This window comes from Sorangium sp. So ce363 (assembly GCF_051520435.1).
GTDB lineage: Bacteria > Myxococcota_A > Polyangia > Polyangiales > Polyangiaceae > Sorangium > Sorangium cellulosum_B.
The window spans coordinates 4,510,702-4,524,240 of sequence record NZ_CP150333.1; the positions used below are offsets into that span (position 1 = coordinate 4,510,702).

Annotated in this window: 10 protein-coding genes; 8 read left to right on the plus strand and 2 right to left on the minus strand. The window is 73.0% G+C overall.

Annotation, left to right across the window (positions count from 1 at the left end):
- Window positions 1-86 precede the first annotated feature (86 nt).
- Complete coding sequence (locus WMF12_RS17155) at window positions 87-1,097, plus strand: phosphotransferase family protein (protein WP_437872609.1); 1,011 nt, start codon at window positions 87-89, stop codon at window positions 1,095-1,097.
- On the opposite strand, the gene WMF12_RS17160 is transcribed toward WMF12_RS17155, so the two are convergent.
- Window positions 1,066-1,713 (minus strand): histidine phosphatase family protein, encoded by a 648-nt coding sequence (locus WMF12_RS17160; RefSeq protein WP_437872610.1) that lies wholly within the window; start codon window positions 1,711-1,713, stop codon window positions 1,066-1,068. The genes WMF12_RS17155 and WMF12_RS17160 overlap by 32 nt on opposite strands.
- Before the next feature lie 187 nt (window positions 1,714-1,900).
- On the opposite strand from WMF12_RS17160, the gene WMF12_RS17165 reads away from it, so the two are divergent.
- The 4 genes from WMF12_RS17165 (at window position 1,901) to WMF12_RS17180 (ending at window position 9,147) form a co-directional block, all read left to right on the plus strand.
- Window positions 1,901-3,676 (plus strand): serine/threonine-protein kinase, encoded by a 1,776-nt coding sequence (locus tag WMF12_RS17165; protein ID WP_437872611.1) that lies wholly within the window; start codon window positions 1,901-1,903, stop codon window positions 3,674-3,676.
- A gap of 2 nt (window positions 3,677-3,678) precedes the next feature.
- The gene (locus WMF12_RS17170) at window positions 3,679-6,426 is read left to right on the plus strand and encodes an FG-GAP repeat domain-containing protein (protein WP_437872612.1); all 2,748 of its coding nucleotides are present in this window, start codon (window positions 3,679-3,681) and stop codon (window positions 6,424-6,426) included.
- Window positions 6,427-6,434: 8 nt separating this feature from the next.
- Window positions 6,435-7,706: a PEGA domain-containing protein gene (locus tag WMF12_RS17175; RefSeq protein ID WP_437872613.1), complete on the plus strand. Its 1,272-nt coding sequence runs from the start codon at window positions 6,435-6,437 to the stop codon at window positions 7,704-7,706.
- Window positions 7,707-7,812: 106 nt separating this feature from the next.
- Window positions 7,813-9,147, plus strand: coding sequence for a DUF2403 domain-containing lipoprotein (locus tag WMF12_RS17180; RefSeq protein ID WP_437872614.1), 1,335 nt, complete (start codon window positions 7,813-7,815; stop codon window positions 9,145-9,147).
- Window positions 9,148-9,184: 37 nt separating this feature from the next.
- Here the strand turns inward: WMF12_RS17180 and WMF12_RS17185 are convergent, their stop codons facing one another.
- Window positions 9,185-9,490 carry a hypothetical protein gene (locus WMF12_RS17185; protein WP_437873991.1) on the minus strand — a complete coding sequence of 102 codons (306 nt, stop codon included), beginning with the start codon at window positions 9,488-9,490 and terminating at the stop codon, window positions 9,185-9,187.
- On the opposite strand from WMF12_RS17185, the gene WMF12_RS17190 reads away from it, so the two are divergent.
- The 3 genes from WMF12_RS17190 (at window position 9,474) to WMF12_RS17200 (ending at window position 13,502) form a co-directional block, all read left to right on the plus strand.
- Window positions 9,474-10,274, plus strand: coding sequence for a glycoside hydrolase family protein (locus WMF12_RS17190; protein ID WP_437873863.1), 801 nt, complete (start codon window positions 9,474-9,476; stop codon window positions 10,272-10,274). The two genes, WMF12_RS17185 and WMF12_RS17190, sit on opposite strands and share 17 nt — an antisense overlap.
- Before the next feature lie 569 nt (window positions 10,275-10,843).
- A complete protein-coding gene (locus WMF12_RS17195; RefSeq protein WP_437872615.1) occupies window positions 10,844-11,908 on the plus strand; it encodes an alpha/beta hydrolase family esterase in 1,065 nt (354 codons plus the stop codon).
- A gap of 229 nt (window positions 11,909-12,137) precedes the next feature.
- Window positions 12,138-13,502 (plus strand): extracellular catalytic domain type 1 short-chain-length polyhydroxyalkanoate depolymerase, encoded by a 1,365-nt coding sequence (locus WMF12_RS17200; protein ID WP_437872616.1) that lies wholly within the window; start codon window positions 12,138-12,140, stop codon window positions 13,500-13,502.
- Window positions 13,503-13,539 lie beyond the last annotated feature (37 nt).

Sequence of the window (13,539 nt, forward strand, 5' to 3'; positions counted from 1 at the left end):
GGCATGGCCAGGCGCATGGAGCGGATTCGAGGCGCAGGGTGGATCGTGAGCTGGCCTCGGCGCATCGTGGGGCCCGGAGGCGACGGATGACGCGAGATGCCCTGGATCGCGTCGCGGTGACGGCCTTTCTGGTCGCCCGCCACGGCGATGCTGTCTGCGACTCGGCCATCGAGATACGCCCGCTCCCCGGCGGGCTCTGCTCGGAGGTCGCGCTCGTCACCGCGCGGCTGCGCGGCGGCGCGGGGGCGCGCCGGGTCACGCTCGTGGCCAAGCTCGTGCACGGCAAGGCCGCGCGCGAGGCGGCCGTCTACCGGCGGCTCTCGACGTCCGTCGGCCGGCGCTTCTCGCCCGAGCTGCTCGGCGCGGAACGGCTCGGGCGTGAGCGCTGGCTGCTCTACCTCGAGCGGATCGAGCCGGCGCACGCCTGGCCCTGGGCCGACAGCGGGCACACGGCCCGGGTGCTCGAGCGGTTGGCGCGCCTCCACGAGGAGACGGCGCAGGGCGCCGCGCTGCCGGCCTGGGACTACGAGGCCGAGAACCTGGCCATGGCGCGGGATACCCTCTCGTTGGCCGAGCGCCTGCCCCGCGGCGAGGTCCCGGCGCTCGCCCGGGCGCTGCCCGCGCTGCGGCGGGTCGTTTCGGCGCTGCCCGCGATGCGCCGCCAGCTCCTCGCGTTCCAGCCGCTCGGCCGCGCGGTGATCCACGGCGACGTGCACCCAGGCAACGTCATGGTCCGCCGGCGCGACGGCGTCGTGGAGCCGGTGCTGCTCGACTGGGCGCGCGCGCGGATCGGCTCGCCGCTGGAGGACGTGAGCTCGTGGCTCCAGGCCCTCGGTTACTGGGAGCCGGAGGCGCGGCGCCGCCACGATACGTTGCTCGCCGGCTACCTCTCGGCGCGCGGGCTCGCCCCCGCGCTGACCCGGCCGCTGCGCGACGCGTACTGGTTCGCGGCCGCGTCCAACGCGCTCGCGGGCGCGCTCGGGCACCACCTCGCGATGGCCTGCCGCGAGAGCGCGCCCGGCGCGCTCGAGGCCGCGGCACGGAACGCGGCGGACTGGCTGCGCGTCATCCGCCGGGCCGACGCGTGCTGGAGCTGAGGTGCTCGCGGTCGTCGAAGCGCAAGAGGACGCCGCGCTCGCCCTGCCACGAGAGCGACGTGAGGCTGCCGTTGCCCGGTCGGAACGGCTCCCAGCGCGCGGGCGGGACGCCGTGCAGCGCCCCGAGGATCTGGCCGATGACGCCCGCGTGCGTGACCACGAGCACGCGCTGCCCCGGGTGCGCCGCGGCGATCGCCGCGATCGTCGCGAGGCAGCGCGCGCGGAGCTCCCGGTAGCTCTCCCCGCCTGGCCAGCGGAAATCGTCGTCGGCCTGGCGCAGGTGCGCCTCCCAGAGCGGGGCGTGGCGCGCCTTGACCTCCTCGATCGGGAGGCCGTCCACGTCGCCGCAGCCGATCTCGCGCAGCCCGTCGTGGGGGCGGACCGGGCCCCACGCGCCGGCCGCGATCCGCGCCGTCTCGAGCGCGCGGCGCAGCGGGCTGGAATACACGGCGTCGAACGCCGGGCCTCCGGCGAGGCGGCGGCGCAGCGCCTCGGCCTCCTCACGCCCTCGCGCGTCGAGCGGCGTGTCGGTCCACCCGCTCATCGGCGTCGTGGGGCCGGCGCCGTTACCGGCGGTGTGGCCGTGGCGCACGAGGACCAGGAGAGAGGGGCGCATGGGTCGGACCGGAGCAGGGGCGCTCGGCCCGGAAGCTAGCGTGAGCCGCGGCCGGATCGAGCGCCGCGCGCGACGGCTCACCCTAGCGCCGTGGTCGCCCGGCGGTGCGAGCGAGCAGGGTCGGCGCGGGCGCGCTTCGCCGCGCTGTTCATCATTGGCGATGGCCCCTAGACTGGCGTGACGGTCGATGGCCACCTGCCCCGCGTGTCGCTCGGTCTATCCGGAGGATGTGGCGACCTGTCCGGAGCACGGGGACGCGCTGCTGCCGGACGAGGCGTTCTTCGAGGACGACGCGCAGCTGGCGCCGGGCACGATGCTCGGCGAGTACCGCGTCGAGCGGCTGCTCGGCGCGGGGACGTTCGGCGACGTCTACGCGGGAGAGCACCCCCTCATCGGCAAGCGGGTCGCGATCAAGGTGCTGAACCGGCGGTTCGCGTCCGATCCGACCGTCGTCTCGCGCTTCGTCGGCGAGGCGCGCGCGGTGAACCGCATCCGGCACCGCAACATCATCGACATCTTCTCCTTCGGCGTCGTCGACGGGCGGCACTACTTCGTCATGGAGCTGCTCGACGGGCTCACGCTCGGCGCGCTGATCCGGCGCGAGGGGCGCCTCTCGCCGGGCCGCGCCGTCCCCATCCTCGAGGGCATCGCCGACGCGCTCGACGCCGCGCACGCGGCGGGGATCACGCACCGCGATCTGAAGCCCGAGAACATCTTCGTGGCGATCGAGAAGGGCGGCCGCTACTTCCCCAAGCTGCTCGATTTCGGCGTGGCGAAGCTCGCCGACGAGGCGCTCGCCCACAAGACGGCCACGGGGGTCGCCGTCGGGACGCCCGCGTACATGTCGCCCGAGCAGGTCCGCGGCAAGGGCGTCGACCATCGCTCGGACATCTACGCCCTCGGCGTGATCGCCCACGAGGTGCTCACGGGAACGCTCGTTTTCCAGGGCGAGTCGATGATGGACGTGATGATGATGCACCTCCTCCACCCGCCGCCGCGGGCGTCGGAGGTCTGCGCGGACCTCCCGCCCGAGCTCGACGCCCCGGTGACGGCGATGCTGGCGAAGCGCGCCGAGGATCGCCCGCGGTCGGCGGGCCAAGCGGTCCAGGCGTTCGTCGAGCAGGTGCGCAAGCTCGGCCTCAATGGGCTCGACAGCGCGGGCGCCTCGCGGCCCAGGGGCAGCGCGCGCGTGGTGTCCGTCGGGTCGCAGGACGTCAGCTCCGAGGCGGCGACCGACGTGGTCGAGGCGCTCGATCCGGAGGAGGGCAGCGGCGCTGACGGGGGCGGCGCGTCCCGGAGCGGCGCCTCCGGGAACGGCGGCTCCTCCGGCACGCTGCGCAGCCCTGGCGGGAGCGGGGCCGTCGCGGCGGGGCGCACGCAGCCCATGCCGCCGGGCCCGGTGGCGCCCGCCGAGATCGGCCAGACGGCGGCGTTCGCCCCGCCCGCCGAGCCCGCCCGGACGGCGGCGTTCGCCCCGCTCGCCGAGCCTGTTCGGGCGCCGAGGACCAGCGCCCGCCGCGCCGGGGTGCTCGCGGTGCTGCTCCTCGGCGGCACCATGGCCGGGGCGATCGCGTGGCTCCGCCCTGGCGGCGACGCTGCCTCGACCCGCGATGCCGCCCCGACAGCGGCCACGGGCGCGCCGCTCGGCGCTGCAGACGCCACCGGCGGGCCGTCCAGCACCCAGGGCCCCCTCGGCGCGCCGCTGGCCGGCGCGGGCGCCACCGGCGTGCCGTCCGGCGCCGCGGATCCTTCCGGCGCGCCGCCCGTCGCGGGCGCCGCGCCCCTCGGTCCCCAGGCGGCTCCGGGAGCAGCCGCGGGTGGACCGGCGCCGACCGCGCCGGTCGCCGGGGCGGCCAGCACTGCGTCCACCACGGCGCCGTCGGGCGTCCGGGCGACCCGACCGCGCAAGCACCACACCGATCTGGAGAAGCCGGCGTTCGACAGCCTCCGCGGAGCACCCTGACCATGAAGGCATCTCACGGAGCGTCGATCGTCCTGGCGATCGCGGCGGCTGGCTGCGCGAACCTCTCGCTGCTCGAGGAGGACGTCTGCGGCAACCGCGTCGTCGAGGCGCCGGACGAGGCCTGCGACGGGCAGGAAGGCTGCGGCGCGCCCGGGAGCGCGCACCAGTGCCGCTACCTCTGCGGGGGCGCCGAAGGGTTCGTGTGCCCCGGCGGCTACGGGTGCGGCGCGGACGGCGTCTGCCGGCGGCCCACGGGCGTGTTCGAGGAGCTCTCGGCGCGCACCATGGTCACGGCGATGGAGCTCTCGGCCGGCGACATCAACGCCGACGGCTGCGACGAGCTCGTGCACACGACGCTCGAGAGCACCACGATCACGGCGCTCCCCAGCCAGGCGCCTGGGCTGTGCGCGCAGGCGGAGCAGGCGCTCCCGATCGCCCGGGCGCCGTCGAGCGAGGAGACGTCGCCCGCTCCGATCCTGCGCGACCTCACGAGCGACGGCCAGCTCGAGCTCATCGTCGCCGGCCGCGGGGACGTGGTCTCCGCGCCGGGGGGCGCCGCGAACGGCCTCTTCGTGTTCTCCGCCTCGGAGAGCGCGGCCATGGCGCCCACGCTCTACGCGACCACGCGCCTCGACAGCGAGGCCGCGCGCCTCCTGTCGGCGCGGCTGCGCGGCCGCGACGCCGCGCTGATCTTCCTCGGAGCAGCCGCCGCGACGGGGGGCCCGAACGGCGGCGGTACGGGCGGCGAGCCGCCGGCGAGCGGCGGCCCCGGCCGTATCGCGGTGATGTCGGACCCGGCCATGACGCCGCAGACGCTCGACGGCGACGTCGTGGCCCCCGGCGACATCGCGGCCGCGGTCGCCGCCGATCTGGACGGAGACACCGCCGCGGACCCGGAGCCCTGCGACGAGGCGATCGTGGCGAAGCGGGGCGACGATCGGATCCGCATCTACGCCGTCTGCGGCCCCGCGGGCGCGAGCGCGCTCGCGGCGCTGCCCGAGGTGCAGCTCGGCGGCGGCGCGAGGATCCGCGACGTCAACGCGTCGCTCGCCGTGCACGATCAGAACGGCGACGGCTTCCTCGACATCGTCGTGAACGCCATCCGCGACGACCGCGGCGAGCTCCACGTCGCGTACGGCCTCGGCGACGGGCGCTTCCACTCGACGCCGAGCCTTCCGTCGAGCGGCTCGCCCGACCAGCGCACGGGCGCGCTCTCGCTCGACGACGTGGAGCTCGAGGCCGCGCTCGCCGATCCGGACCGGATCTTCGTCGCCGGCGACTTCGACGCAAACCGCCCCGGGCCAGAGCTCGTGCCGCTCGACTGCCGCCCCAGCGCGCCGTTCCAGTCTCCGGTCTGCGGCTCGATCGGCGGAGGGTGCGAGGCGATCGCCGCCGACGTGAACGCCGACGGCCACCTCGATGTCGTCGCCACCGAGACGCAGCTGCCCGACATCACGGTCTACACCGGCGCCTCGGACGGCACGTTCTACACGCAGCGCGTCGCGACGCAGTGCCCGCCCCACTACCTCGCCGTCGGCGACTTCGACGGCGACCGGGTGAACGACATCGCCTACTTCGATCAGCAGGCGCGGCCGTCGTCGCCGCAGCCCTCGACCCGGCTCGACATCGCGTACGGCAACGCCTTCGCCGCGCCCTCCGCGCCGGCCGGGCACGGCCGCCTCGATCTCGCCAGCGGCCTCGTCGCGGGCCGCGTGCTCCAGGAGGCCACGGGAGCCCAGCTCTTCGCGTTGCGCGGTCTCCCGCGGCCGCCCGACGCGCCGGTGGGCTCCGGCTCCGGGCTGGCGCTCATCGAGGGGGGCCGCGATCGCCTCATCCGCGCGCCGTTCTACTTCGCCGCGCCTCCCGGAGCGCCGGAGGGCATGCCGCCTGGTCCTGGCGCGCCGAGCTCCATCCTGCCCGTGCGGCTCCTCGGCGTCGCGGGCGGCATGTTCGCGGTCGGGGCCGACGGCGAACCCCAGCAGCGCCTCGCCGCGATCACGGAGCTCGCCGTCGAGGGCGCGCCCGGTCCCGTGCCCGAAGGCACGCAGATCTGGCTGATCTCCGTCTCACCGGAGGGGGACAACCTGCGCGCCGAGGCGTCCGGCCGGCCCGGCGAGGGGGCGCCGCCGTGCGAGGCGTGCGTGCTCGCGCCGATCGACACCGACGGCGACCGCCGGGACGAGCTCGTGTGGCTGAACGACGGCGAGCTCGCGCTGTACGCGGCTGACGGCGAGAAGCTGGTCGAGGCGGCCCGGCAGGAGACGGCGCACGTGTTCAAGGCCATCGTGGAGGACGTGAACCCACCGAAGTACGCGCCGCGCCCGCTCGTCGCGGATCTGGACGGCGACGGGCGGCAGGATCTCCTCGCCCGCGCGGAGAGCGGCGAGATCGTCGCGCTCTGGGGCCGCGCTGGCGGGGGCTTCGACGAGACGGCGCTCATCGCGCCGGAGCCTTGCGAGGGCGACCAGGTCTGCGCGGGCCTCGCCGTGGCGCTGCTCGACGCCGACGCCGACGTCGCGCTCGAGGTCGCCGTGGCCGGGCCCGGGCGGCTCGAGCTCTACGATCTCGACGCCGGCGCGCGGGCGCTGCGCCGCATCGAGACCGCGTTCCCCGGGCCTCCGCCGGAGGCCGGCAGCGATTTCGTCGCGCTGGTCGCGGGCGACGTCGATGGGGATGGCGTCGACGATCTCGCGGTGGGGATGAGCTCCGCCTTCCTGAAGGTGTTCCGCGGCAAGCCGGTGCTGCAATGAGGGCGGCGGTGCGTTTCTTCGGTCCGTTGCTCGCCTGGGCCTCGCTGAGCCTCGCCGCGGCGCCCGCCGCGGCCCAGGCGGGCGCGCGCCCGACGCCCGAGCAGGTGGCGCAGGCGGAGAGCTACTTCAACGCCGGCGCGCAGGCCTACGAGGCGGGCCAGTACCAGGTCGCCGCGGAGGCGTTCCTGGAGGCGCACGAGCGCGTGCCGAGCCCGTCGCTCCTGTTCTCGGCGGCGCAAGCGTTCCGGCGGCAGCACCTCACGGAGCCGTCGCCGGATGCGCTGCGCCGCGCGATCGCCCTCTACCGCGAGTACCTGCGCCAGGATCCGAAGGCGACGCGCCGCGAGGAGGCGGTGACGGCCCTTGGGTCGCTCGTGCCGCTGGAGGCGCGGCTCCCCGGCGAGGGCGCGGAGGCGGCGGGCGGCGAGGGCGCGACGGCGCCGGGCGGCGGCGCCGCGGCGGCCGCGAGGCCGGCGGCGGGCGGGACGCGGCTCCTGCTGTCGTCGCCGGCCGAGGGGGCCCGGGTGTCGGTGGATGGCCAGCCGTTCGTCGCGGCGCCGCTCGTGGCGCCGGTCGCTCCTGGCCCGCACCGCGTGCGGGTGCAGGCGGCGGGGCACGACGAGGAAGAGCTCACGGTCGTCGCGGTCGCCGGTGAGCTGATGCCGCGGCACGTCGTGCTGCGCGTGAAGCCGGCGCAGCTGCGGGTGACGGGCACGGGCGGCGCGCGCATCGCGGTGGACGGGCAGGTGAGGGGGACGGTGCCGACGGCGGGCGCGATCGCGATCGAGCCGGGGGTTCATGGGGTCGAGGTCTCGCTGCCTGGCTACGAGCTCTTCCGGCGGGAGCTCCGCGTGACGCGCGAGCAGGCCGTGGGGCTCGACGCCAACCTGCGCATGACGTCCCGCCGCGTCGCCGCGTGGACGGTGCTCGGCGTCGGCGCGGCGGGCGCCGTCGCGACCGGCGTGCTCGGGGGCCTCGCTCTCGCGAGCCAGAGCGAGGCGGTCGAGCTGCGGGACAGGAAGGACGCGGGCTCGCTCACGCCGTCGGAGCGGGATCGCTACAACGCCGCGGTCGACGCGCGCGGCAGTCTCGGCGCGGCGGCGGCCGTCGCCGGCGGGGTGTCGCTCCTGGCCGCCGCCGTGGGGTTCGGGCTCTTCGCGTTCGACGAGCCGAAGGGCCTTGGCGCCGCCGCTCCCGCTGCCCCGCCGCCGAGGGATCCCGGGGTGGACGCGGAGTTCACGGTGGGGTGGCTGTCCGCCGGCGTGCGAGCGCGCTTCTAGTCGAGTCGGAGCCCGACGGCGCGCATGTGGGCCTCGCGATGACCTATCGACTCTGACCCTCTGTTTTCCATCACGGAACGCGCGCGCCCCGGAGACAGTCACGGGCATGAAGCGCTCCTCGTTGATCGTGCAGGCTGCTCTCGTCCTCCTCGCGTGCGCCTGCGGTGACGGAGGTGATGTCGGCGGCCAGGGCGGCCAGGGGGGCCAGGCGAGCGGAGGTCCGTCCACCGGCACGACAGGCGCCGGCGCAGGCTCGTCCGCCAGCACGGCGGGCGCCGGCGCAGGCTCGTCCGCCAGCACCACGGGCGCGGGCGCGGGCGGAGGTCTCGGCCCCCACGTCCCTGAGACGAGCACGCCGACGCGCGGCGGGACGATGACGTTCACGAACATCGGCGCGACCGGCTGGTGGCCCCGCCGCATCGACCGCGAGCCGGGCGACCCGGCGTGCGACTACAAGGACGGCGACGACACCTGGGGCGGGCACTGCTGCATGACGGAGCATCACACGACGAGCGACGAGCTCGCCCCGTTCGATGAAGAGATGACCCTCATCATGAAGGCGATCCGCGTGAAGCAGCTCGCCGTCTATCAGCCTGGCAGCGACCCTGCCGCATGGCAGATGGTCTCGTCGTGGGACGCGAAGGTCGGCGCGGGCTCCAATCTGCTCGTCACGGAAGGGCAGAACACCTCCGCCGACTTCACGGGCGACCTCACGAAGAAGGACTGCGTCACGTACTTCACGCAGAACAAGCCCTTCGCGTGCGGTGACGGCAAGGATTATTACTGTCCCGACGATCCGGGCATCATGCACCTCGGCTGGGCGGGCTCGAAGCTCGTTGTCTTCCTGGCGTCGATGACGTTCGACGACGCGGGCGTCGAGAAATGCGACGGTGATGGGCAGGGCCACCCCGGCCCGTGGGTCGCGTTCGTCGCGTCCGAGCTCATTCGCGACGGCGGCCGCAAGTGGAACGGGCTCTGCAACTGCTACTCGAAGACGGGCACCGTCGGCGACGGCTGCGGCGAGATCAACGTGTTCGAGGTCGTGATGGACAACAACGAGTACAGCAACCGCGAGTTCATGAGCACCGGTGTCCGCTCGTACCAGGAGGGGCACATCGGCGGCAGCGTCTGCGGGACCGGCTGTGATCGTGACGAGTTCGCCGAGGATGTCGAGGTGGTGGATGCGTGCGCGCAAAAGGCCTACGACAAGGGGCCCGTCATCGAGGCCGGCGGGCCCTCGGACGGCTGCCCCACGTGGCGCCGGCCCAGCGGCGATCGCTACTTCATGATCCTGCTCGATGAGGCGCAGCGCACGATCCAGGTCGCGGTCATCCACCCCGAGAGGATCCCCTCCGCCGCGGCCGAGATGCTCCCCGATCTGCCGGGCGGGCTCTCGCGCGGCTCGATCGACGCCATGCTCTCGATGCGCCTGCCCGAATGAGCCCCATGAAACCGAGGAACACGATGCACAATCTCCGTCAGCTTCCGGTGCGGTGGGTCTTCATCGCCGCGATCGCGTCCTTCGCCGGCGTGCCGGCGTGCTCTGGCAGCGACGACGAGTCACAGGCGTCGTCGGGGTCGAGCGGCGCCGGCGCAGGTAGCGCGAGCAGCAGCGGCGCAGCAAGCTCGAGCGGCGCCGGCGCAGGTAGCGGGAGCAGCAGCGGCGCAGCAAGCTCGAGCGGCGCCGGCGCGGGCAGCGCGAGCAGCAGCGGCGCAGCAAGCTCGAGCGGCGGCGGCGCAGCAAGCTCGAGCGGCAGCGGCGGCCCTGTGCCGGAGGGCTGCAAGCGCGGCCTCGCGTATGGCTATCACTCGAAGGCGGACATGGATGTCCTCTCCCCGGCTGTGTCCTGGTGGTACAACTGGACTCATGTGCCGGACGAGGGGGTCCGGCCCGACCATTACAGGACGCTCGGCGTCGAGTACGTACCGATGGTGTGGGGCGGGGGCAACCTCGACAGCGCCGCCGCCGGCCGAATCGCCTCCGAGATCCCCGAGGGGGCGAGGTTCCTGCTGGGGTTCAACGAGCCGAACTTCGGGGCGCAGGCTGACCTTTCCGCGGCCGAAGCCGCGGCGCTCTGGCCGCACGTCGAGGCGGTGGCCGACGCGCGCGGCCTCGCGCTCGTGTCGCCGGCCGTGAACTTCTGCGGCGGCGATTGCCAGGAGACCGATCCCTTCAAGTACCTGGACGACTTCTTCGCCGCGTGCAGCGGGTGCCGGGTCGATTACATCGGCATCCACATCTACACCGGCTGCAAGGGAGAAGGCGACAACCAGGCCCAGTGGCTCATCAACCACGTCGAGACGTACAAGTCACGGTTCGACAAGCCCCTCTGGCTCACGGAGTTCGCCTGCGACAGCGCGGGCTCCCTCGCCGAGCAGAAGGAGTTCCTGGTCGACGCGCTGGCGTACCTCGAGAACGAGCCCCGGATCGCGAAGTACGCGTGGTTCTCGGGCCGCGCCGACAACGTCCGGCACGCGAGCTTGCTCGGCGACGACGGCGAGCTCAACGAGCTCGGTCAGGCCTACGTCAGCGCGCCGCAGCACGCGTGCGGAGCCTCGACGGAGTGAGCGTGACGCGGCGGGCGGCCGGTCGCCTGCGCGCTCTCCCGCCGTGGCCACCGCGCCGCGGCGTCCGGGATCCGCCGCCGCTCGCCCCTCGGGCGGCGTCGGCGCGGCAGGCCCGCGCCGCAACGCGTCGGTGCGAATGGGGGCGGAGACGCGAGCGTGAGGCTCGAAGGCGCGGTCATGCCGCGCCACCAGCTCCGGTCCCCGCCGGGCGCGGGCCTCGCGCTCGCCGACGATCGTCGACGCTCGCCGCGCCAGTTTGTGATTGACGCCGAACATGTGAGCGTTCACATTCGGCGCTCCGAAGCTTCTTTTGCCTTCCCCTGGATGGGCCGCCATGCGCACCGGGTCTTGCGTCCTTCTGCGCGTTCACCTTGACGGTCGCGCCGTGGCTCCGGACGAGGCGCATGCCGGGGGAAAGGAGGAGCAGCAGTTGGGCTCGGCTGGGGTGACATCAGGGCGCACTCCAGGCGCGGAACATCTGGCAACCACCTGTCCGCCAATCTCGCCGTTCGCCGTCGTCGGCATCGAGTGAGCGCTTCGCGCAGACGTAACGCAACCAGAGGGGCATCGTGCACTACGAAAAGAAAGCCGTCAGTCGCTTCCATGTCTTCTGTTTGCTCTCGAGCGTCGCGATGCTGGCGTGCAGCGAAGAGAGCGGCGACGCGGCACAAGCTGCGGGCGCGAGCAGCTCGAGCGTGTCGGCCGCCAGCGGGGCGTCGACCGGCGTAACCGCTGGGTCGGGCAGCGCTTCCGGCGGCACGAGCAGCGGCGAAGCAGCCAGTAGCGGCGGAGCGACCGCCGGCGCCGGTGGAGCGGGCTCGGGTGGAACGGGCGGCGCGGGCGGCGCCGGGACAGGTGAGGCCGGCGGGGGCGGGGGCGGAGGTGGCGGTGATGCGGTGAAGTCCGCGGGCTGCGGCAAGATGCGCACGCTTCAGAACGGCGCCGGCACCGTGCAGAGCGGCGGGAAGAGCCGCAAGTACACCCTGCACGTCCCCGACGATTACGACAACGGCCACCCGTACCGGCTCATTCTCTCCTTCCACGGGGCCACGGGCAACAGCGGCCAAGTCGCGCCCTCGTATTTCGGGCTCTGGTCGCTCTCCGAAGGGAGCACCATCTTCATCGCGCCCGACGCTGTCGGCGGGTTCTGGTCAGCCGACGACGATGTGACCTTCGTCGACGACATCCTCGAGCAGGTCACGGGTGATCTCTGCATCGACACCTCGCGCATCGAGCTCGAAGGCTTCAGCCAGGGGGGTGCCATGGCGTGGACGCTGGCCTGCGCGCGTCCGGACGTTTACCGCGCCGCGGTGGTCCACTCCGGCGGCGGTCTCCCCCGGCCGGCGAGCTGTCAGCCGGTCGCCTTCATGTCTTCGCTGGGTCAGCAGGAGAGCGGCGGAGCCGGACAAACCTCCAACAGCGATTTCTTCGCCAAGCAAAATGGATGCATGGTGGAGGCCCTGGCCAAGGCGCCCAGAGGTGGCCACGCCTGCTCGGACTACAAGGGCTGCTCCGCGGGGCACCCCACCCGCTGGTGTGACTACGACGGCGGTCATACTCCGTCGCCGAACGACGGCGGGCAGCAGATGTCGTGGATGCCCCAGGAAGTATGGACGTTCCTGAGTCAGTTCTAGAACACCAATCGTGTTGAAACCCGGAGAGATTTCACAGGGAGGCGAGGAGGCGGGGAGGAAGACAAAAAGAATCTCTCCTTCTCGCCGTCTCTCGCTCCCCGCCTCCTCGCCTCCCTGTGAAATTTCTGCTTTTTCTCAGGGTTTCAACCACTTTGTCGCTCCAGAGTGCGCGAAACAAAGCGGTACTGGCTCGCGTGCCAGGTTGTCGTTGACATGGAGTCTCTGTTCGATGGACCAATTCAAAAGTCACGTCCTCGGGCTCGCGTCGCTCTCGTTGGCGCTGCTCGTTGCGCTGCCTGCGCGCGGGGCATCGCTACAAAAAGTCAACCAGAGCGAATGGGGGGCGGACGGCCTGCCCAGCTATGTCAACATGTACATTTACGTGCCTGACAAGCTGGCGACCAAACCGCCCATCGTCGTCGCTCCCCATCATTGTCAGGGAAATGGCCAGGGGACGTTCAGCGAGATGTCGAGCCTGGTTTCCATAGCGAACACCAGCGGCTTCATCATGATCTTCCCGGAGGCCACCGGGCAGAACTGCTGGGACGCGGGATCGACGAGATCGCTCGCCCACGGCGGCGGCGGCGACACGGGGGCCATCGTCCAGATGGTGAAATACACGCTGGCGAAGTACAGCGGCGATGCGGGCCGCGTGTACTCGGTCGGCGGGTCATCGGGCGGCATCATGACCGAGGCGCTGCTCGGCGTGTACCCCGACGTGTTCATGGCCGGCGTGTCGCTCATGGGCGTTCCGTGTGGCTGCTGGGCCGAGGGCTACAACGACGTCACCGGGACGGGGAGCTCGGCCCAGTGGAGCGGGCCCTGCGGGGGCGGCAACGTCACGAAGACCGGGCAGCAGTGGGGAGACCTCGTTCGTTCGTACTATCCCGGCTACACCGGCCATCGCCCGCGCCTGCAGCATTGGCATGGCACCGCCGACACGATCCTCAGCTACAAGAACATGGCTGAAGACGTCAAAGAGTGGACGAACCTCCTGGGGTTGAGCGAAACCCCGGATGGGACCGACACGCCAAAGCGCGGAACCACGCGCCAGTCCTGGAAGAGCTCTTGCGGCTACACGGTCTATGAGGCCTTTTCGATGGACGGCGTCGGGCACGCTGTGCCGTTCGACGGACCCGCCGTCGCCGCTTATTTCGGCCTCGATACGGCCGGTGGTCAGGATCCAGAGACGGCAGCTTGTCCCGGCGCTGTCCCCGGCGGCAGCGACACCGGAGGCGCAGGTGGCGCGGCCGGAGCCGGAGGCGCGGGTGGCGAGCCCGGAGCCGGAGGCGCGGGGGGCGAGCCCGGAGCCGGAGGCGCGGGGGGCGAGCCCGGAACCGGAGGCGCGGGCGGGGTCATGGTAAGTGGCTCAGGCGGCAGCGCAGGCAGCGGCGGCGCGATGGACACCGCGTCCGGGGGGGCGAACGGACAGGACGCCAGCTCGGGAACCGGCGACTCGACAGGAGGAGAAAGCTCCAGCTCCGGCTGCAGCTGCGCCGTGGGCAACGACACGAGCGACTCTGGCGCCCAGGCGGGCTTCCTCCTCGCGGCGCTGGGGTTGCTGCTCGGTCGCCCGAAGCGCCGCCCGCGCTGAGCGCGCTGGAAGACCCCCGGCCGCGCCGCATCGTGGT

Bases quoted from the DNA above. Each gene is read 5' to 3' on its own strand.
- WMF12_RS17155 (WP_437872609.1), top strand. From the start codon at position 87: ATGACGCGAGATGCCCTGGATCGCGTCGCGGTGACGGCCTTTCTGGTC.
- WMF12_RS17160 (WP_437872610.1), bottom strand. From the start codon at position 1,713: ATGCGCCCCTCTCTCCTGGTCCTCGTGCGCCACGGCCACACCGCCGGT.
- WMF12_RS17165 (WP_437872611.1), top strand. From the start codon at position 1,901: ATGGCCACCTGCCCCGCGTGTCGCTCGGTCTATCCGGAGGATGTGGCG.
- WMF12_RS17170 (WP_437872612.1), top strand. From the start codon at position 3,679: ATGAAGGCATCTCACGGAGCGTCGATCGTCCTGGCGATCGCGGCGGCT.
- WMF12_RS17180 (WP_437872614.1), top strand. From the start codon at position 7,813: ATGAAGCGCTCCTCGTTGATCGTGCAGGCTGCTCTCGTCCTCCTCGCG.
- WMF12_RS17200 (WP_437872616.1), top strand. From the start codon at position 12,138: ATGGACCAATTCAAAAGTCACGTCCTCGGGCTCGCGTCGCTCTCGTTG.